Genomic DNA, 19,070 nt, shown 5'->3' with positions numbered 1-19,070 from the left:
CGGTTTTATTCAAAGGAAAATCCACGCTGCCCAAAAAGATCTGCGGGAAGACGGGGGGCGTGGTGCCGGTCATTCGGATGATTCCGGAGCGTCTGGCGCTTCCTCAGGGGCTGTTTCCCTGGGAGCAGGCGCCTCAGGCTCAGGTCGCAGTGGGATCTCGACGGGTGGTGTGAATGCGGCTGTGCCCGGGGGCATGGGTGGGGCATCGGCACCTGGCCCCTTGGCCATGAGTTCGGCGCGGCCTTTGAGTAGGGCGTCGACGGTGAACTTGCTGACGAGGAAGGTGCGGCCTTCGAGGGCTTTGGTTTTGGCGAGGATTTCGGTGAGTGTTTCCAGTCGCCCGGAGAAGGCCTTGTCGGCGGTTTCGGCTTCCTCGGGTTTCTCACCTTCGGGTTTCTTGCGTTCCTTGGGAAGCTCGGCGCTGACCCCGATCTGCATGAGATAGTCGTTATCCGCAGGTGGTGCCTCGCCTTCCTTCGCGGGGGCGGCTTTCACAGGCTGGAGGGAGATTTCGTAGCTAAAGCCCTCGAAGGTGGTGATAACGGCTTTCTGGAGTTTTTCCGGGGTGGCCTTTTCCGTGACCTTGGCGGCGGGGACGACGTCGTCGAAGCGGGCGTAGGAGAAGAGGGATTTGAGGGGGCTGACGGCGGCGGGGTCGATGTTGACGCCGGGGAAGGCATCGGTGAATTTGAAATCGGCGTTTTCGTCGTCGCGGACAAGGGCGTATTCCTCGGTGTCCTCGCCGGGCTTGGTGAGGGAGATGGATTTGATTTTCTCGACCTTGATGAAATCGTCGGCGAGCCATGATTTGGGATCGGTGAAAAGGGTGCCGAAAAGCTCGGAGACTGCGTAGAAACCGGATTCATCGGCGTGGTTTCGGACGTAACGGCCGGTGGAGCCTCCGCCGAAGGGCGATGCGGATGCGGCATCGAGGTTTTTGCCGAAGGAAAGCTTGGCGAGTTCCTTGCCGGATGCGTCGGTGAATGTGGCGGTGATCCCATGGTTGGCGGGGTCTGAGGAGTTTTCATCCATGCCGAAGCGGGGCGCGAAGGAGGGGCCGGCCTCGATGCCTTGGGTGACCTTCAGTTCTGCGAGGGTGCGGAGGAAATCGTTGATGTTGCGTGAGTTGGCGGGGAATGCGTCGCGTTCGGCGACGGTCCATTTGCCGTCCTTCTGCTGCAGGGTTACGGATTCGTCCGCGCCGGAAATGACGATGGATGAGGTCTCGGCGGCAGGGAAATCCGCGATGAGCTTCTGGCCTGCGGAGCGGGCTGTCTTGTTTTGGGTGGCTCCGCCATCGGATTTCTTGATTAGGAAAACGGCTGCGCCGAGGAGGAGGGCGATGATCCAGAGGATGGTGACTGTGCGGGGTTTCATGATGAAGTTTGCTAGTGTGAAGGTTTCAGCTTTCAGCAAGATGGGCCTAACGGGCGCGGGTGGAGGAGCGGCGCTTGAGGAAGAGGGCGAGGCCGAAGAGGATTACGAAGGCGGGCATGGCGGCGACGTTGAGGAGGGTGATTTTGCCTGCGAGCTTGTCCTTTTGGCGGCGCAGGTCCTTTTGCTGTTCGCGGGTGAGGCGGGCGTATTCGACCTGCTGCTCGCGGAGCTTCTGGATCTCCGCCTCCTGCTCTGGGGAGAGGTAGAGTTCCGTGCCTTGCGCTTTCTGGGCCTGGAGTTCCTGGAGCTTGGTTTGGGTTTCCTCGAGCTTGGCCTCGAATTCCTTGAGCTTGCTGCCAACCTTCCTGTCGAATTCCGCCTCCATTTCCTGGACAACGGTGAAGGGGCGGCGGGTTGCGGCGCGCGAGCGTGAGCCGATCAGGTATTTCGAGCCGGTGGCCTGGTCGAGGAGGTTGAAAAGAAGGGCGGGGTTGCCGTTTGCGGGGCCGGCCATCTGCATACCGCCGAAGTTCTGTATGTTGTAGGCGAAGCGGTCGTAGAAGGCGTCGATGTCAGCGATGAGGAAGACGTTGCCGGGCTTGGTGGCTTCCTTGAGGGATTCGTCTTTCGGGGCGTCGTCCTTTTTGTCCGCAGCTTCCGGAGGGGATTCAGCTGGCGTTTCCTCCTTGGGCTTGCCATCGGGGAAGGCGGTCTTGAAATTTCCGGAAAGGTGGGTGACGAGGTCGTAGGCGATGCCATCGGGTTTGACGCTGGTGTCGAGGGTGGGATCGAGTTGTGAGGCGCGCATGGAATCGACGAAGCCGGCGCCTGTGGAGGAGCGGACGAGGGAGTTCGAGGCAACGCCGCCACCGGTGGTGCGCTTGAAGGCGCCGGGGAGGTAGAGGGTGATGGATTCGACACCCTTGGTGATGATATTGTCCTTTTGCGGCATGGCGCTCTGCGGGAGGCTGAGGACGGCGATGCCCTTGCGGTTTCCGCCGAGCAGGGTGGCGTGGACGGGGTCTGCGAGAACCTGGTTGGAGATGAACTCCACGCCCCATGCGGGGAGCAGGGTGGGGAGGGTGGAGGTGGTGGGTGCACCGCCGGGTTGGCCAGTCATCGGGTTCGGCTGGCCGCCGAGCATCTGCGCGGCGACGGAGTGCGCATCAAGGCAGGCGACGACGGTGCCGCCATTCAGGAGATATTGGTCGATTAGAAATTCGGCATTGGGGGAGATTTCCGCCGGGTGGAAAAGGAAGAGAACCTTGATGTCGGCCGGGTCGATTTTTTCGGGGTTCATTCCGAGATCCTTGAGTTCGAAGGACTGCCGGAGCTGTTGGTAGATGACCCACGGCTGCTGGGGCTGTTGGCCGGGCATCATAGGAGGGGTGCCTGCGAGATCGAGTGCGGACATGATGCCGATGACGGGTTTCACCGGGGTGCTGACCTCGGCGATCGCCTTGGAGATCTGGTATTCCAGCATGGTTTCCTCGGAGGGATCGAGGAAAGGGAGGACGACTTTCTTGTCGAGGGCGGAGACGGCGATGCCGAGGTAGAGGTTTTCGTCGTTGATCTGCTGGCCGGAGATGCCATCGAGGTTGGCGGAATCCTCGGCGTCGGTGTCCGGCTGGGGATCGAGGTTCTCGATGCGGAGCTTGCCGTTGGAAAGGGCTGTGTATTCCTTGAGGACATCATCGACGCGCCGGAGGTGGACCTTGAGTTGCTCCGGCATGTAGTCGCTGCCACGGGTGGCGTAGTAGCGGATGACAACGGGGGTGTCGAGTTCGCCGAGTATGGCTTTCGTTCCGTCCGTCAGTGAGTGGATCTTGTTCTCGGTGAGATCCGCCCCACGGTTGCCGGCAGGCGTGAGGGATATCAGCCAGTTGGCGAGGATGGCGATGGTGACGAGGGCGGCGATTCCGAGGGCGGCGCGTGCGATTGGGGATTTCATGAAACTCTGAATTTTAATTTTTCAAACCCTAAGGAGAAGGATCAGGCGCGTTTTGCGCCGAGGATGGTGGAGGTGCCGATGAGGCAGAGTCCGATGAAGGATGCGAACCAGACCATGTCCTGGAAGCGGAACAGGCCGCGGTTGAGGGATGAGAAATGGTCCCAGACCCCGAAGGCGACGACGGCCTCGACGGCAGCGGGGGAGGTTGCCTTGCCAAGTTCGCGGGCGACGGGATCGTATCCGCAGAGAACCATCAGGGTGCAGATGGTGACCGCGACGATGAGGCATATGACCTGATCCCGCGTGAATGCGGAAACCAGCATGGTGATGGCGATGAAGGTGCAGCAGACGAGGAAGGAGCCTATGTAGCCGGAGAGGATCGCGTCGTTGTCGGGGCTGCCGAGGTAGTTGACGGTGATGACGATGGGGAAAGTGAGGGCTAGGGCGACCAGGGAGACGGTGGCGGCGGCGAGGAATTTCCCGGCGATGGCGGACCACGTGGAGACGGGGAAGGTGCCGAGCAGCTCGATGGTGCCGTTGCGCTGCTCATCGGCCCAGAGTTTCATCGCGATGGCGGGGGCGAGGAGCATGTAGAGCCATGGGTGCCAGAAGAAGAACGAGTATTGGAGGGATGCATCGCCTACCCGCATGAACTCGCCGAAGGTGAACGTCAGGCCCATCGAGAGGAATACGAAGATGACGATGATCGCGTAGGCGGTGGGCTGTGCGAAATAGGATTTGAGCTCGCGTTTGTAGATCGTTAGGGAAGACATCAGTTTGCTAGTGTTCAGTTTTCAGGGAAGACTTTTGCTTACGCTGCGGTGTCGGTGGTGGTGACCTTGCGGAAGAGATCGGTGAGGGAGCCGTTGGGGGCTCGGGCGATGAGCTCGGCGGGGGTGCCGTCAGCGACGATCCTGCCACGGTCAACGATGACGGCGCGGGTGCAGGCGGCCTCCACTTCCTCAAGGATATGGGTGGAGAACAGGATGGCCTTGTCCGCGCCGAGGCGCTTGATGAGTTGGCGGACTTCGTATTTCTGGTTGGGGTCGAGGCCGTCGGTGGGCTCGTCGAGGATGAGGACTTCGGGATCGTGGAGGAGGGATTGGGCGAGGCAGGTGCGGTGGCGGTAGCCTTTGGAGAGGGTGTCGATGGATTGGTGGGCGACGCTTTCGAGGAAGCAGGTTTCGATGGCTTTCTCGACGGCAGCCTTTTTCGCGGAGCCGGAGAGCTTGCGGACGGAGGCGCAGAATTTGAGGAAGCCGATGACGGTCATGTCGTTGTATAGCGGTGCGGATTCCGGGAGATAGCCGATCTTGGACTTGGCGGCGAAGGGGTTTTCGGTGATCGAGATCCCGCAGATCCTTGCATCTCCGGAGGAGGGGGGCAGGAATCCGGTGACCATGCGCATGGTGGTTGATTTTCCTGCGCCGTTGGGGCCGAGGAAGCCGAGGACTTCGCCTTTTTCCACCGTGAATGAGAGTTCGTCCACGGCGAGCTTGCTGCCGAAATGTTTGCTGAGTTTTGCGACTTCGATCATGGGAGGGTATGTTGGGTTGCCAAAGGGGCGGGGGCGGGTTTTAGCGGATGCCATATTTTTTGCGACACCGGATTTTGGATTTGTTTGGGAAATTTCAGCTAGCAGTCAACCCGCAAAGGGAAGGGGTGTGCTTGCCTGCAGGGTTGGTTTGCCGACGGAGTCAGCGCTCCATGAGGGTGGCGAGTTGTTGCTCGCCGAGGATCCTGACGCCCAGTTGGGCGGCTTTTTCGAGTTTGGAGCCGCCGGATTCCCCGGCGAGGAGGTAAGTTGTGTTCTTGGAAACGGAGCCGGAGACCTTGCCGCCGTTTTTCTCGATGAGCTCTTTGAAATGATCGCGGGATTCGGAAAGGGTGCCGGTGATGACGAAGGTCTTGCCGCTGAAAGGCAGGTTGGAGGCCGAGGGTTTCGGGGCGAAATTCGCGGAGGCCGGGTTGATGCCGAGTTCCGAGAGTCGGTTGAGCGCATGTCTTCCTGCCTCCGACCTGAAGAAGTCGAGGATGGATTCCGCGACGGCAGGGCCGACGTCTCCGGTGATGGCGTAGGGTTCGAGGGCGGGGTTTTTCTTTTTCGCGTCCGGGCGGGTGTCGGCGAGGAGTTCGGCGAGGAGTTCCGATTCCGTGATGTCTGTTAGTTTTTCGTGCAGGCGCGAGAGTTCCTTTGCGGCGGATTCGCCGAGCTGGCGGATGCCCATGGCGAAGAGCCATTTGCTGAGGGGTTTGGTGCGGGCGGCTTCAAGGGAGGCGATGACCTTGGCGGCGTTCTTTTCGCCGAAGCGGCGGGGGGATTCTTCGGTGCCGAGGTTGAGGTTCGCCAAGGTTTCCTCGGTGAGGGAGAACAGGTCGAGGGGTGAGGTGGCGTGGCCGTGGCGGACGAGGGCTTCGGCTACGGTTTCGCCGAGTCCGTCGATGTCGAGGGCTTTGCGGGAAGCGAAATGGGAGATGGCGGTGACCGCCTGTGCCGGGCATTCAAAGTTGGTGCAACGCCATGCGACAAAACCCTCTTCCTGGGTGATGGGGGCGTGGCAGGAGGGGCATTTCCCGTGGGCTGAATCGTAGAGGGAGAAGACCGCGGCGTTCGGGTCTGGATTGATGACCTTGACGATGGCAGGGATGATTTCGCCTGCTTTTTCGACGAGGACTTTCGCTCCGATGTAGATTCCTTTTTTCGTGATCTCGTCCTGGTTGTGGAGGGTGGCGCGGGAGACGGTGGAGCCGGAGATGAGAGTGGGCTCCAGCTCGGCGACGGGGGTGAGGACGCCGGTGCGGCCGACCTGGATGGTGATGGCGGTGAGGGTGGTTTCCTGCTGCTCCGGGAGGAACTTGTAGGCGGCGGCCCAGCGGGGGGCGCGGGATGTGGTGCCGAGGGTTTCGCGTTCGGAGCGATCCAGGACTTTGATGACGACGCCGTCGGTGGCGTGGTCGAGTTCGTGGCGGTGGCCACGGAAAAATGAGATGCCATCGAGCAACTCATCGATGTTTTCCGCGATGCGGACGGGTTGGTTGCGGGGGATGGAGTGGGTGTCGAGGAGTTTGTGGAAATCGGTTTCCGAATCGAGGGGTTCGCCCTCGTATGCTCCTAGGCCGTGGGCGAGGAAGGCGAGGGGACGGCTGGCTACGATCTTGGGGTCGAGCTGCTTGAGGGTGCCTGCGGTGGCGTTGCGGGGGTTGGCGAATGTGGGGAGTCCTTGTTCGTCGCGGGACTCGTTGAGTGCGGCGAAGGCGGAGTTCGGCATGAAGATCTCGCCGCGGACTTCGAGTATGGATGGAAGGGGCGACCGAAGATCGCCCCCACATTGCAGGGGGATGCTGCGTATGGTGCGGACGTTCTGGGTGACGTCGTCGCCGGTGGTGCCGTCGCCACGGGTGGCGGCGTATTTGAGGGAGCCGTTTTCGTAGAAAAGGGAGACGGCCACACCATCGATCTTCGGCTCCATGGTCACGGCGATGTGATCCCGTCCTAGGGTTTTCTGAAGGCGTTGATAGAAGGTGATGAGCTCCGCCTCGGGGATCGCCGCGTCTTTCAGCTCGAACACGTCGTCGATGCTGAGCATGGGGACGGGGTGGTTGACCTGGGAGAAGCCGTCGAGGGATTTCGATCCGACGCGTTGGGTGGGGGAGTTGGGATCGGCGAGTTCCGGGTGGGCATTTTCGAGGGTCTCGAGCTCACGGTAGAGCTTGTCGTAATCCGCATCGCTGATCTCTGGGTCAGCCTTTGCGTAGTAGAGGTTGTTGTGGTGATCGAGGAGTTTGCGGAGCTCGGAGATCCGCGCTTCGGGTGCGGGAGGGGATGAAAACAAGTCGAGCTGGGACATGGGTGGGGAAACCATAAATTTTGAAATGCCAAACTTCAAGGAAGACTGGCGGATTGTCATGCCGGATGTGCAAGCACTTCCTTTGGGATTTGACTATGGTCGGGTGAGGCAGCAGCTTCCGGCAGTTGGAAACGGTGAATTACAAGGTCGGGAACGAGAAGCTGGTGAAGGTGCTGGATAGCGCTTCCTCCCACTTGCGCGGGCTTCTGGAAAAGCAAGGGAGGGCGGACGGAGCTTTGAGGATTGCGGTGATCGGAGGCGGTTGCTCCGGATTGCAATACAAGATGGATCTCGTGGACGGGCCCCGGGACAGGGATATCCTGGTGCCGAGCAACGGGGTGAACGTGGTGATCGATCCCAAGAGCGCCCTTTTTGTCAGTGGCAGCGAGTTGGATTTTTCCGACGACCTGCAGCAGGGGGGCTTCAAGGTGAGCAATCCGAATGCGGTGGTGACTTGTTCGTGCGGGGAGAGTTTCGCGGCCTGAATTCGTTGCCGCCAATGGATCCTTATTTTGTTTATGAATTCGTTTGAGCGGCTGGGATTGCCGGTGGCTCTGGTGATTTCCGAGCAAGGGATAAGGGAGGCCTTTCGGAAGCGGGCGGGGGATATGCATCCGGATAGCGGGGGGGATGAGGATGGCTTTGCGCGGCTCCAGGAGGCGCAGGAGGTTTTGCTAAGCCCGGCACGTAGGTTGAGGGAATGGATCTTGGCAAGGGGCATCGACGCGGATGAGCGGGGGCGGATCGGAGCCGGGTTGATGAATCTTTTCCAGAAGGTGGCCGAGGTGGGCAATGAGGCGGAGGCTGCGATCAAGGCTGCCGCCGGAGCGCAATCTTCGCTGGCAAAGGCAATGGCGGAGGTGAAGCTGATCGCGGAGCGTGAACGGGTGAAGGCGCTGCTCGCAGAGATCGGTGGGGGGATCTCGGAAATGGTGGGGGAGTTTCCCTCCATCGAGGCGGGTGATGCGGATCCCGGCAAGGTGATGCGGGATCTGGTTTTCCTGGAGAAATGGCGGGCTTCGCTGAAGTCCGTATATGGGCGGCTGATGTGAACTAACGGCCTTGGGTTGCGGGGGAGGATGCGGGAGGGGTTTTTGAGGCGCGGGTGATCTCGGAGGTTTTTGTGAGGTAGTAAAGCGCACCGCCCCCGCCGACGACCGCGATGAGGATCAGAAGGGTCACGAGAAGGAGCAGGAATGATTTCATGGGGGAAGGATGGGATGTCGCGGACTGAATGGCTAGAGGAAAGGTGAGGTAGGCGAGATTCAGGGAACCATATCCAGTATCCCGCTCTCATTGATGGTTTGCACGAGATGATCCCAGAGGCGATGGCTCAGCACGATGTCTAGCGCCGCGAGTTGGTAGAGGAAAACGATGGATTGGAAGATCGCCTGGTAGCTGGCCTTGCGGGTCTTGTGACGATATCTCCTTTGCGCCAGAAAAGCGCCCGGCCATCCACCGAGGAGTTCCAGGGTATGCAGCATCGTTTCCGAGAAGCGCCACCCTCCGGCCTCCGCAGCTTTCTTGTCGCTGCGGTAAGTCCGCCAAGCCGCCACCGATGCGACGAGCATGGCAAGGGGCACCGCCCATGCCGCCACCGGAAGCTTAAGTCCGGCCAGCAAGGGCAGCGAAACCAGCACGGCAAGCTGCGCGCAGGCCCACAGCCCGGGGCCATCGTGCTCTTTGTCGAGGAGCAGGCAGCGAGCGCAGGGTCTGCCGAGGGGATCCTGCCCAGGGACGAAGCTCACGCCGTCACCGGGCACTGGCACACGCCCTTTCTTGAACTCGCGGATGTGCGCGAAAATCCGAACATCCCCATGTTGCACCCATCCGAAACCCCGTTCCTCCACCCACTCCGCAATGATCCCGGAAAGCCGATCGGCATCCTGCTTCGCCTTGGTTGTCCCGCCTTGCATGCCTTCATTCTCATACCCGATATCCCTTGAAAACTATCAGGAAGTGAAGATTTGCAGCCATATAAAATGATCCTTTGATCCTTGCCGCCCCTTTGCAATCCGTCCTTCCTGCGCTACCCATACCCAAGTGAACCGACCAGCGAGAGGAAACAACAGCCAGCTTCACCAGGTGATGCGGGTGGCAGTGGCGGTGCTGCTTTCCTATGCGCACGTTGAGGCAGCCCCCTTTCGCCTGCTGGCGATCGGGGATTCGCTGACAGAGGAGTATCGCTTCGAAACGCCTTTCTCGGCACCGGATTCCAAGCCATTGGACGCGAATACGAAAAACTGGGTGGAGCTTCTCCACTCGCACCGCCCTGCGGCGTTTAGCATGGGTGGCTACCAGCCGTCCTTGGGGAATTATGCGGATTTCCGAAACGCCGGCTACGAATACAACTACGGGGTGCCGGGATTCAAGGCTGAGCGATGGGTGGAGCTGCTCTACCGTTCTTACTCCTTCGCGGACCTGTTGGATCCGGAGAACGCACTCGCTGCATCGACAAGGTTCGAGCTGCGCGGCGATCTCCCAAGCGTCGATGCAGTCCTGATTTTTGTCGGTGGGAACGACCTGAGCCTGGCCAGCAACGACGCTCAAAATGATGCGATCCGCGTTTTCATAGGCCGGATCCACGATTTCGTCCGCGCCAACGCCACGGCCGACCTGCCCATCATTGTGGGCACCGTTCCTGACATCGGCTCCACCCCGGCGGAGAAACTCGCCGATGCGCAAGCCGCCGCGCTGGCGAGGCAGAGGGTTGCGACGCTGAACGCGAATATCATCGCGGATCTTGGAGCAAGGGCGAATACCCACATGGCCCGCATCGACCGTGTGACTGACAGGATCGCCGATCAGGTGCCGCTGCATGTGAATGGCACGGAATTCACCTACGCGCCCGATTCCGAGAACCCGCCGCTGCACACTTTTTGCAAGGACGGGTTCCATCCTTCCACGGTCAGCCAAGCGCTCATTGCCAACGAGATCCTGGCAGCCGTCAATCGCTTCGCCCCGGCACCTATCCCGCCCTTCACGAACCGCGAGATCCTTACGGACATCCTTGGCCAGAACGCGGACCAGCCCCTGATCGACTATATGGCCGGCGCTCCTGATGATGGCGACGGCTTGCCCGCCCTGCTTGAGTTTCTGCTGGGGAAAAACCCTTTGGCTGCGGATTCGCCCCTCATGTTTTCCCCGGACGGCTCCGCAAGCTTCCATCCCTCGCCGGATGCCCTCCGCTTTGCGGATCTGGGTGTTCTCCAGTCGGAGACACTTGGCAACGACTGGGTGCGGGTGCCGGATGAAAACAAGCAGGAGCTCCCCGACGGCTCCGTGATAATCATTCCCAGCGCCGCAAAACTCTTCTACAAGTTCGAGGCCGTCCCGAAGCCCTGAATCCTCCCATGCACGTAATTCTCCGAGATCTCCTGAACGAGCGCATCCAAGTCATCGCGGATCATTCTTTCCGCGAACGCGACCCCGCAGGCCACCTCGATGCCCTCAAGGATGTTTCGGAGAAAATCACCGCGTACACAGAGACGCACGCCGGGGAGTTCGATGCCAAGCTGCGTCACTACCTCACAAACTCATCTTACCAAAAAGCCCTCGAACACCTCACGCACTGAACCCATGAAATCCATATTCCTAGGCATCCTGCTCCTCACCCCGCTTTCCGCAAAACCTAACATCATCTACATCATCACAGATGACATGGGCTACGGGGATCTCTCCTGTTACGGTCAGAAAAATTTCAAGACACCGCACATCGACAAGCTCGCGGCAAGCGGCATCCGTTTCACCCGCCACTACTCCGGCGCGACGGTCTGCGCACCATCCCGTTGCTCGCTGATGACAGGAAAGGATGGTGGCCACGCGGCCATCCGCGGAAACGGCCCCTTCGAGCTTCCGGCGGAGGAAACGAACGTCGCGGCGATCGCGCAGAAGGCGGGCTATAACATGGCGATGATAGGCAAGTCCTGCGTGACCGGCGACACCCAGACACCGGAGACCGTGCTCGCCAGGGGCTTCGGTTTTTTCTACGGCACCACCAGCCACAGGGACGGGCATTTCCGCTACCCGGAGTTCATCTATCGAAATACCGAGAAAATCGAGTTCCCCGGCAACAAGCTCCACACCGGCACCGACTACGATGCGGATCTCTACACCAAGGAAGCGCTCGGCTACATCGCGGAGCAGAAGGCGGAAAAGCCTTTTTTCATGATCCTTTCCTACCCAATACCCCATGCCTCGGTGGTCGCCACGGATGAGGCACTGCAAAAAGCCCGCCCGCTCGTGGCGGATGAGGTCGGCCTGAAAAAATCCGGCCACTACACCGCCACCCCGGAGGTGAAGGCGAACTACATCGGCATGATGACAATCCTCGACGATGCCGTCGGCTCCCTCGTTGCCCGGCTGGATGAGCAGGGTCTGCTAGATGATACCCTGATCATGCTCACCAGCGACAACGGCCCACACTTCGAGGGTGGCTACAGGCCGGAGTTGCTCGATTCCAACGGCCCGCTGCGGGGCGGGAAACGAGATCTCTATGAGGGCGGCATCCGGGTCCCTTTCATCGCGTCATGGCCAGCCGCGATCAAGGCGGGCGGCACCACGGCCCATCCCTCCGCGTTCTGGGATTTCCTGCCCACCGTCTGCGATCTGACAGGCCAGCCCCTGCCGGAAGGGATCCAGGGCATTTCCTTCCTGCCCACGCTCACCGGCAAGGGCGAGCAGGCGAAACACCCCCATCTCTATTGGGAATTCCATGAGCAAGGCATACGCCGTGCCATCCAGTCGGGCGATTGGAAGCTGGTGCAATACAACCTTTCCAAGCCTGCGGCTACGACCACGGAACTCTACGACCTCGGCAAGGATATCGGCGAAGGCAACGACCTTTCCGATGGGAATCCGGAGAAGGTCGCGGAGTTGCTCAAACTCATGTCCACCGCCCGCAAGCCGGTCGCCGACTTCCCGGTCCAGTCCCTGGATTAGTTGCTGTCCTTCCCAGGGAGTCAAAAATCCGAGTTTCAGTGATCCAGCACCTCCGCCTCCAGAATTTTCGCTGCTTCGGCGCCCTGGCCATGGAGGCTGCGCCGGAGGGTGTCATCCTTATCGGCGACAACGCGCAGGGTAAAACCTCCCTGCTGGAGGCCGTCTGCACCCTGGTCCGCCTGCACTCCCCGCGAAGCAACCGCTTCAACACGCTCACGAAATTCTCCACCCCCGGCTTCGGCATTGCAGGCAACCCATGGGGGCAGGAAAGGAAGATACGCAACCTTGCCAAAGGGCTTTTGCTGGAAGTCGATGGGGAGGAGCGGAAATCCCGCACCGGATACCTCGCCGACGGCGGGCTGGTCGTCTGGATGGGCAACGAGGATCTCGGCCTGATCCGCGGCCCGGGGGAGGCTCGCAGGCATTTCCTCGATTTCCTCGGAGCCCAGCTCGATCCGCGATACCGCACCGCATACACCCGTTACCGCCGTGCCCTCAGGGCGAAGAACCTCCTCCTCAAGGAGCCGAAGCTGCGCCTGCCGGAGCTGCTTGCCTATGAGGAAATTCTCATCGAGCACGGCACCTACCTGACGGAAAGCCGCCGCTGTCTTGTCGAGGACATCTCGCCCCTCGTCGCCGCCGCGCAGCTCGACATTTCGGGCAAAAACGAAGCCCTCACGCTCTCCTACCTGCCCGCCTCCGGCCCATCGATGAAGGATTCCATCCTCCAGGCGCGCCAGCGCGAGACGGCACAGCGGCAGGCGGTGATCGGCCCGCACCGCGACGATGTTTCCATCCGCCTCCACGGGATGCCCGCCTCGGAATTCGCCAGCGAGGGGCAGCAGCGCACCATCGCTCTGGCGCTCAAGCTCGCCCAAGGGGATCTGCTCCACAGGCGCTGTGAGAAATCCCCCATCTACCTGCTCGACGATATCTTCGGTGAGCTGGATCCCGCCCGCCGCAATGCCCTGCTACGCCACCTTCCGCCCCACGCCCAGAAATTCATAACCACCACCCATCTCGGCTGGCTGAAGGAGACAGATGCGATTCCCGGCCTGCCGGTCATGGAAGTCCAGGGCGGCGCGGTGCGGGCGGTTTGAGCGATCATGCATGGGTGTGTGTCATTCCGGAATTTTCCGCGAATATCCGCACGCCTCATCCGTCAAAAGGGCGGATCCGATTTCCATCTTTCCTTTTCACCCCTGCGGACTATCTTACACCGTATGAAAGCAATGCTTCCTTTCCTCGTTTGCGCCGCATTTGTCGGGCAGGCTGCCGCAGAGATCAGGACGGATCGGAAGTCGCTGCTGGATTCCGATCCGGAGGTGGTCTACCTCAATGAGGTCGTCGATCCGCCAATCAAGCTCAGGGTCATCAAGGAAGCTCCGGTCTATTCCGACAAGGCCGGCAATATCCGCCTCGGTTTCCTCAAGGCTGATCAGACGGTGACCTTGGAGGGGATGACGGCGAAGGTTTACAAGGTGCGAGGTGAGGGCACCCGCAACGGCCTCGCCGGTTGGGTCGCGCCATGGGCTTTCTCCCACCCGCAGGAGGATTTCGTGGCAAAGCTCAAACAGCTCTATGAGCGACAGATCGCGGTCAACGAAGTGATCTCAAGGGAAGGGATCGCGATCGGCATGACCCCTGCGGAGGTGGGAAAATCCCGTGGCAAGCCGACCAAAACCTCGGTGCGGCGCACTGCGGAAGGCGAGCAGGGTTCCTGGGAATACATCGATTATGAGGATGTGAAAAACTACGCCACCCGCATCGATCCTGCTACGGGACAGGTGTTCAGGCAGCTTGTCAGCATCACCCGCGAGGAGAAGGGCAAGACGGTGGTGGAGTTCAAGGACGGGCTTGTGACGGCCCTGGAGGAAAGCGAGAACAGGCAGGGCGGGGATGTGCGCATCATCGTGCCGCCGCTCGTGTTCCGCTGGTGAGTTGCTCAGCGCGCGCCTTTTTCGTAGATCTCGTTCGCCTGCTTCAGGGTCAGGTCGTAGAGAACCCCCTCGATGGGCACGTCCATGACAACCCTTCCGTTGGCTCCGTTGCCGGGATACATCTGCTGCAACTGAGGGGCCCTGACGAAGGAGTCCCTGGGCAGGCTGATCGTGAACATACCCTCATAGCGGTAGGAACGGGCAAGCCGCTCGGCGGCTTTTTCCTCAAGCCTGCGGTTCTCCAGGGTCAATCCCAGCCGTTCGAAGAGCGTATCGTCGCCTTCTTTCCTGAAGCCAACGCTCTCTCCAGCATTCATGGCGGCCCGCTCAAGGGTGATGTCGATCTCATCGTCGTTGAGTATCCCGTCATCGTCATCGGCGATGCCGGTTTCGTTGAATTGGAGCGCCTCCTCCGCTGTCGGAAGCCTGACGACCATCTCGCCTTTCATCTGCAAGAGATCTCCCGCCCGGATATCGACCTGCGATAGTTCCATCCTGCCGCCGTGGGTTTTCATCCTGAAAGATCCGTCGCGGAAATCCACGCGGCGGTAATTGTTGAACGCATCCACAACACTGAGAGCGCGCAGAAGGTGGATCCTGTCGCGCAGGAAAATCACATCGTCCCCGGCAAGCATTACCTCGCCCTCGAAGCCGACACCATCGGCCGAGTTGGTCGATCCGAAGACCTTGAACTGACCTGAGACGGTGCCTTCCAGGAAATTCCTTACTCCGATCGGCACAAGCGCCGCGACATCGATTTTTCGCAGGTTCATGTTGCCCGTCACCTCCGGCCTCTCGCCCGCTGTAACCTTGAGGTCTGTGAAGGTCACGTATCCCTGGTTTTTCCTCAGTACCGCCTTTTCGAAGACGATGCCCTGCCTTCTGAAAACCACATCCAGCTCCACGATTTCGAGCCGCTTCAGCCAGTTCTGGGTGAAAGTCCCGCCCCGGAACCTGAGCCTCCAGCCATCTGCCAGCTTTTGTGCACGCATCTTGCTGCCGAGTATGGAGCCGCGGGTGCGCTCGGAGTAGCCCCAGCGTAGCGAGGTGTCGTTCACGACGATCGCATCAAGCTTCATTTTCCCCAGATCCTGGAACAGCACATCGCCCAGCGAAGCAGCCGCCTTGGCCGAATCCGCCCCCGCCCTCAGCCCCATGTCGAGCCTGGAGATGGTGAGCGGGCCGGGATCCCACTGCTTCCGGAATCCGTCGAGCAAGCCCATCTGGCATTTCAGGTTCCTGGCCTCCATCACGGTGAAAAAGGTTTCATCTCCGCCGGACATCGCCAGGCGGCTTACATAGAACTCCCCTTGCTGGCGGGACAGTCCCTGGAGCTGGATTTCCTCTGCGCGGAGCTTTTCCACCAGCGTTTCCTTGACCTGGTCCGAATAGGAGGCGCTGCCGGACTGCTTGACCAGGAACACCCAGGTGCCTGCCGCCGCCACGGCGGTGAAAACGAGTAGGCGCGCGAAAAGTCGGAAGAGGTGGTATCCGAGGGCGCCCTTTGCTCCGCCGCCGGAAAACGAATACCTGAGCTGGAACCAGAAGCCCTGGCTGGATACCCATTCGCTGAGGCGCTCATGGAAGTTTTGCAATTGCTCTGATTCGGGCTGTCCGTTCATGCTCCGCCCACATAAAACCTTCCCGCCCCCGGGCTTACGAGAACAAACTTTCCCCAACACCAACCCCGCGATACCCCTTTGGAAACTTCCGACTACAAGGTCCAGCTCGAAATCTTCGAGGGCCCGCTCGACCTCCTCCTCTACCTCATCAAGAAGGACGAACTGGACATCCATGCCATCTCCATCGAGCGGATCACAAGGCAGTACCTTGACTACATCAACACCTTCAAGCTCCTCAACATCGACCTCGCATCCGAGTTCATCGTGATGGCGGCGAACCTGATGTACCTGAAATCCCGCACCCTCCTGCCCCGCACCGAGCAGCCTCCGGAGGAGGATGCGGAGGACGACGACCCGCGCTGGGAGCTCATCCGCCAGCTCATCGAATACAAGAAATTCAAGGACGCCGCCGGTTTCCTATCCATCCGGGAGCTGGAGCAGCAAGGCCGGTTCGCCCACCAGCCGGATCCCGGCACCAAGCCCGCCGAGGAGCCCCCGGCGCTGGCGGAGGTCTCCATCTTCGATCTCATCCGCGCCTTCCAGAACGTCCTGAAGCGCTTCGAGGAATCCCACGACTTCGGCGACATCGTCGATGACCGCTTCACTGTATCCGACAAGATCGAGTTCCTGCTCGGTCATTTCAGCCCTGGCCAGGCGCTCACCTTCGACGCCCTTTTTCAGACCGCCACCACGAAATCGGAGGTGATCGTCACCTTCCTCGCGATGCTGGAGCTGATGAAGCTCAACCAGTTCGTCGTCCGCCAGGATCACCTGCTGGGAGCCATCACCGTCGAGCGCCGCACCGCCGTGGAAATGGGTCACGAGGATGTCCCGGAAGCAGCCGAAACCGCCAAGGCCTGAATGAAAACAGACCTTCAACCGCTTGGGTTTCCCGTGAAAACTCTCTGCGCCGCCCTGTTGGCGCTTGCCATGGCCGCATGTTCCACCCCAAAAGCAGCCATGCCCCAAACACCCGAAGACGTAGCCGCCGCCCCCGCAGACGCCCAGACCACGGCCTCAGGCCTTGCCTCCAAAGTCCTTGAAGTCGGCAATGGCGAGACCAAACCCAAGGCCACGGATCATGTCACCGTTCATTACTCCGGCTGGACGACGGATGGAAAGCTCTTCGATTCCTCGGTGCAGCGCGGCCAGCCCACCTCCTTCCCGCTCGACGGTGTCATCGCCGGCTGGACGGAAGGCCTTCAGCTCATGGTCGAGGGTGAGAAGCGCCGTTTTTGGATCCCCGCAAGAATGGCCTACGGCGAGAATCCTGGTCGCGGCTACCCTGCCGGGACACTGGTTTTCGATGTCGAACTCATCCGGATCGGAAAATGAGCAACCCATCGAAAAGACAAGTCGGAGCAACCCTGCGCGGAATCCGTTTCGCATGGCCAGCCCTGTTTTCCGCCATGCTCCTTTCCTGCGCCGAGCCTCCGGAAAAACCCATACCCGCGCTCAAGCCCGCCCCCGCAGCGCCGGAAAACGGAACCCCTGTCCAGACACTCGCAGCCCCCATGCAGCCGGGCAGCGTAACCCGCATGCCCCTCGGCGATCTTTACCAGCTCGTCCAGAGCAACGCCGCGCTCATCTATGATGTCCGGCCCGCGATCTATTTCAGGATGGGGCACATTCCCGGAGCCGTCAGCTGGCCGAAATCCAAGCTTGCCGCCGACCTTCCGGCGAATGAAGCCCGGATCCGCTCCGCCAACTCGGCAAACACACCCGTCGTCATCTACTGCACGGATTTTGCTTGTCCGGACGCGGTCAGCGTAGCAAACGCACTCGCAGCCCGCGGGCATCGCGTATCCGTCCTCCAAGGAGGATACGAAGCCTGGAAAATCGCAAACGGATAACCCCAAAATCATGAACCCCTTCCAAAACGTCACCGCAGATCCCGTCGCAAACGTCTATTTCGATGGTAAGGTCGTCTCCCACTCCATCCATTTCCCGGACGGAACCAAAAAGACCCTCGGCATCATCTACCCTGGCACCTACCACTTCGGCACCGGCGCACCGGAGCTGATGGAAATCACCGACGGCTCCTGCGAGGTCAGCATCGACGGCTCCGGAAGCACCCGCTTCGTCCCCACGGACGAATCCTTCGAAGTGCCCGGAAACAGCGGCTTCACCATCACCGTGAATTCCGGCATCTGCCAATACGTCTGCTCCTTCCTCGCACCCTGAACAGCCGCTGCGGCGCACGCCGCTCAGGCCTGGCCGGATTGCCTCGCCGCCTTGATGGTGTTCTTCATGAGCATGGCGATGGTCATCGGGCCAACCCCGCCCGGCACCGGGGTGATGGCGGCGCAGCGCGGTGCCACCTCCCCGAAATCAACATCCCCGGTGAGCCGATGACCGGATTTACAGGATGCGTCCGCCACGCGGTTGATGCCCACATCGATCACGACGGCACCGGGCTTGACCCAATCCGCCTTGACCATATCCGGGCGGCCGACGGCGGCGATGAGTATGTCGGCACGGCGGCAGATCGCTGCCAAGTCCCTGGAACGTGAGTGCGCAACCGTAACGGTGGCGTTGGAGCTTTTCCCAACCAGCAAAAGGGCCATTGGCTTGCCGACGATCATGGAGCGCCCGATCACAACCGCCTCCGCCCCATTGGTATCGATCCCGGAAACTTCCAGCAATTTCATGCAGCCGGCCGGCGTGCAGGGGACGAAACCGCTAGCATCTTCCAATGCCAGCTTGGCGACGTTCTCCGGGTGGAAGCCATCGACATCCTTGTGCGGAGCAATGGCTCTGATGACCGTTTCCTCATCGATGTGCGGCGGCGGCGGTGACTGGACGAGAATGCCGTGGACGGCAGGATCCGCATTCAGATCCGCAACCACCTTCAGCAACTCTTCCTGGGTCGTTTCCGCCGGCAGCTCGATTTTCACCGAGTGAAAGCCGAGCTCCGCGCAGGTGCGGGCCTTCGAGCCTACGTAAACGGCGGACGCGGGGTCGCTGCCGACGAGCACCACGGCGAGGCCGGGCGTGATCCCCTTCGCCTTGAGTTCCGCCGTCTCTGCACGGCATTCTTCGAGCACGGTGGAGGCGATGGCCTTGCCATCGAGGATGCGGGGTTGGTTCATGCGGCGGATGCTAGGCGTTAAACCCCGGATTTCAAAATTCAAACTTCAGGAAAGGTTGTCTGCGCGGCCGTATCTGATCCATCAATACCTTGACCCGATGAAGGCTCTCGGATACGTCCTCCCGCGCCGTGAAAAACAAAGCGGCACTCCGTTGGAAGCCCGTCGCACGGGCAGGAAATTGATGGGGAATCCGGTGTGAATCCGGAGCGGTGCCGCCACTGTATGGTCTTGCGAAGGCAGGCCGAGCCAGATCGCCAGCCAGAGGGGTTTTCTAACAGGGCTGCGGAACACAGCCCCAT

General features: G+C 60.6%; 20 protein-coding genes and 1 riboswitch. Of the genes, 11 read left to right on the top strand and 9 right to left on the bottom strand.

Going from position 1 to position 19,070, the window contains the following annotated elements; all coding sequences use genetic code 11:
* Nucleotides 1-69: 69 nt before the first annotated feature.
* From HZ994_02765 to ligA, 5 genes are all read right to left on the bottom strand, one after another.
* A complete protein-coding gene (locus HZ994_02765) occupies nt 70-1,377 on the bottom strand; it encodes a DUF4340 domain-containing protein (GenBank protein ID QTN31293.1) in 1,308 nt (435 codons plus the stop codon).
* Between the two features lie 46 nt (nt 1,378-1,423).
* Nucleotides 1,424-3,328, bottom strand: coding sequence for a Gldg family protein (locus HZ994_02760; GenBank protein ID QTN31292.1), 1,905 nt, complete (start codon nt 3,326-3,328; stop codon nt 1,424-1,426).
* Between the two features lie 41 nt (nt 3,329-3,369).
* Nucleotides 3,370-4,101: an ABC transporter permease subunit gene (locus HZ994_02755; GenBank protein QTN31291.1), complete on the bottom strand. Its 732-nt coding sequence runs from the start codon at nt 4,099-4,101 to the stop codon at nt 3,370-3,372.
* Nucleotides 4,102-4,139: 38 nt separating this feature from the next.
* Nucleotides 4,140-4,865: an ATP-binding cassette domain-containing protein gene (locus HZ994_02750; protein ID QTN31290.1), complete on the bottom strand. Its 726-nt coding sequence runs from the start codon at nt 4,863-4,865 to the stop codon at nt 4,140-4,142.
* A 160-nt stretch (nt 4,866-5,025) separates the two neighbouring features.
* On the bottom strand, nt 5,026-7,191 hold the full coding sequence (ligA, locus tag HZ994_02745; GenBank protein ID QTN31289.1) for an NAD-dependent DNA ligase LigA: 2,166 nt from the start codon (nt 7,189-7,191) through the stop codon (nt 5,026-5,028).
* Nucleotides 7,192-7,301: 110 nt separating this feature from the next.
* Between ligA and HZ994_02740 the strand changes: the two genes are divergently transcribed.
* Both HZ994_02740 and HZ994_02735 read left to right on the top strand, forming a co-directional pair.
* Nucleotides 7,302-7,661, top strand: coding sequence for an iron-sulfur cluster assembly accessory protein (locus tag HZ994_02740; protein ID QTN31288.1), 360 nt, complete (start codon nt 7,302-7,304; stop codon nt 7,659-7,661).
* Between the two features lie 33 nt (nt 7,662-7,694).
* Nucleotides 7,695-8,228 carry a DnaJ domain-containing protein gene (locus HZ994_02735; protein ID QTN31287.1) on the top strand — a complete coding sequence of 178 codons (534 nt, stop codon included), beginning with the start codon at nt 7,695-7,697 and terminating at the stop codon, nt 8,226-8,228.
* Between the two features lies 1 nt (nt 8,229).
* Here HZ994_02735 and HZ994_02730 read toward each other — a convergent pair whose 3' ends face one another.
* On the bottom strand, nt 8,230-8,382 hold the full coding sequence (locus tag HZ994_02730; GenBank protein ID QTN31286.1) for a hypothetical protein: 153 nt from the start codon (nt 8,380-8,382) through the stop codon (nt 8,230-8,232).
* A 59-nt stretch (nt 8,383-8,441) separates the two neighbouring features.
* Nucleotides 8,442-9,092 carry a DUF1294 domain-containing protein gene (locus HZ994_02725; GenBank protein QTN31285.1) on the bottom strand — a complete coding sequence of 217 codons (651 nt, stop codon included), beginning with the start codon at nt 9,090-9,092 and terminating at the stop codon, nt 8,442-8,444.
* A gap of 127 nt (nt 9,093-9,219) precedes the next feature.
* On the opposite strand from HZ994_02725, the gene HZ994_02720 reads away from it, so the two are divergent.
* The 5 genes from HZ994_02720 (at nt 9,220) to HZ994_02700 (ending at nt 14,057) form a co-directional block, all read left to right on the top strand.
* Complete coding sequence (locus HZ994_02720; GenBank protein ID QTN31284.1) at nt 9,220-10,521, top strand: SGNH/GDSL hydrolase family protein; 1,302 nt, start codon at nt 9,220-9,222, stop codon at nt 10,519-10,521.
* Nucleotides 10,522-10,529: 8 nt separating this feature from the next.
* Nucleotides 10,530-10,751 carry a hypothetical protein gene (locus HZ994_02715; GenBank protein QTN31283.1) on the top strand — a complete coding sequence of 74 codons (222 nt, stop codon included), beginning with the start codon at nt 10,530-10,532 and terminating at the stop codon, nt 10,749-10,751.
* Between the two features lie 4 nt (nt 10,752-10,755).
* A complete protein-coding gene (locus HZ994_02710; protein ID QTN31282.1) occupies nt 10,756-12,117 on the top strand; it encodes an arylsulfatase in 1,362 nt (453 codons plus the stop codon).
* Between the two features lie 38 nt (nt 12,118-12,155).
* On the top strand, nt 12,156-13,217 hold the full coding sequence (recF, locus tag HZ994_02705; protein ID QTN31281.1) for a DNA replication and repair protein RecF: 1,062 nt from the start codon (nt 12,156-12,158) through the stop codon (nt 13,215-13,217).
* 123 nt (nt 13,218-13,340) lie between these two features.
* A complete protein-coding gene (locus HZ994_02700) occupies nt 13,341-14,057 on the top strand; it encodes a hypothetical protein (protein ID QTN31280.1) in 717 nt (238 codons plus the stop codon).
* 5 nt (nt 14,058-14,062) lie between these two features.
* Here HZ994_02700 and HZ994_02695 read toward each other — a convergent pair whose 3' ends face one another.
* Nucleotides 14,063-15,652, bottom strand: coding sequence for a hypothetical protein (locus HZ994_02695; protein ID QTN31279.1), 1,590 nt, complete (start codon nt 15,650-15,652; stop codon nt 14,063-14,065).
* A gap of 105 nt (nt 15,653-15,757) precedes the next feature.
* On the opposite strand from HZ994_02695, the gene HZ994_02690 reads away from it, so the two are divergent.
* The 4 genes from HZ994_02690 to HZ994_02675 all read left to right on the top strand — a co-directional run bounded on the left by HZ994_02690 (nt 15,758) and on the right by HZ994_02675 (nt 17,863).
* Nucleotides 15,758-16,540, top strand: a complete 783-nt coding sequence (locus tag HZ994_02690) for a segregation/condensation protein A (GenBank protein QTN31278.1) — start codon at nt 15,758-15,760, stop codon at nt 16,538-16,540.
* Nucleotides 16,541-16,609: 69 nt separating this feature from the next.
* Nucleotides 16,610-17,014, top strand: coding sequence for an FKBP-type peptidyl-prolyl cis-trans isomerase (locus tag HZ994_02685; GenBank protein ID QTN34300.1), 405 nt, complete (start codon nt 16,610-16,612; stop codon nt 17,012-17,014).
* Nucleotides 17,011-17,532 carry a rhodanese-like domain-containing protein gene (locus tag HZ994_02680; GenBank protein ID QTN31277.1) on the top strand — a complete coding sequence of 174 codons (522 nt, stop codon included), beginning with the start codon at nt 17,011-17,013 and terminating at the stop codon, nt 17,530-17,532. Before HZ994_02685 ends, HZ994_02680 begins: the two co-directional genes overlap by 4 nt.
* Nucleotides 17,533-17,542: 10 nt before the next feature.
* On the top strand, nt 17,543-17,863 hold the full coding sequence (locus HZ994_02675) for a pyrimidine/purine nucleoside phosphorylase (GenBank protein ID QTN31276.1): 321 nt from the start codon (nt 17,543-17,545) through the stop codon (nt 17,861-17,863).
* A gap of 23 nt (nt 17,864-17,886) precedes the next feature.
* On the opposite strand, the gene folD is transcribed toward HZ994_02675, so the two are convergent.
* The gene (gene folD / locus HZ994_02670) at nt 17,887-18,771 is read right to left on the bottom strand and encodes a bifunctional methylenetetrahydrofolate dehydrogenase/methenyltetrahydrofolate cyclohydrolase FolD (GenBank protein ID QTN31275.1); all 885 of its coding nucleotides are present in this window, start codon (nt 18,769-18,771) and stop codon (nt 17,887-17,889) included.
* A 135-nt stretch (nt 18,772-18,906) separates the two neighbouring features.
* A riboswitch (cobalamin riboswitch) is annotated at nt 18,907-19,049 on the top strand.
* The last annotated feature ends 21 nt before the right edge of the window (nt 19,050-19,070 follow it).

Source organism: Akkermansiaceae bacterium, assembly GCA_017798145.1.
Classification (GTDB): Bacteria; Verrucomicrobiota; Verrucomicrobiia; order Verrucomicrobiales; family Akkermansiaceae; genus Luteolibacter.
This window is presented reverse-complemented; position numbering and strand designations above follow the sequence as displayed.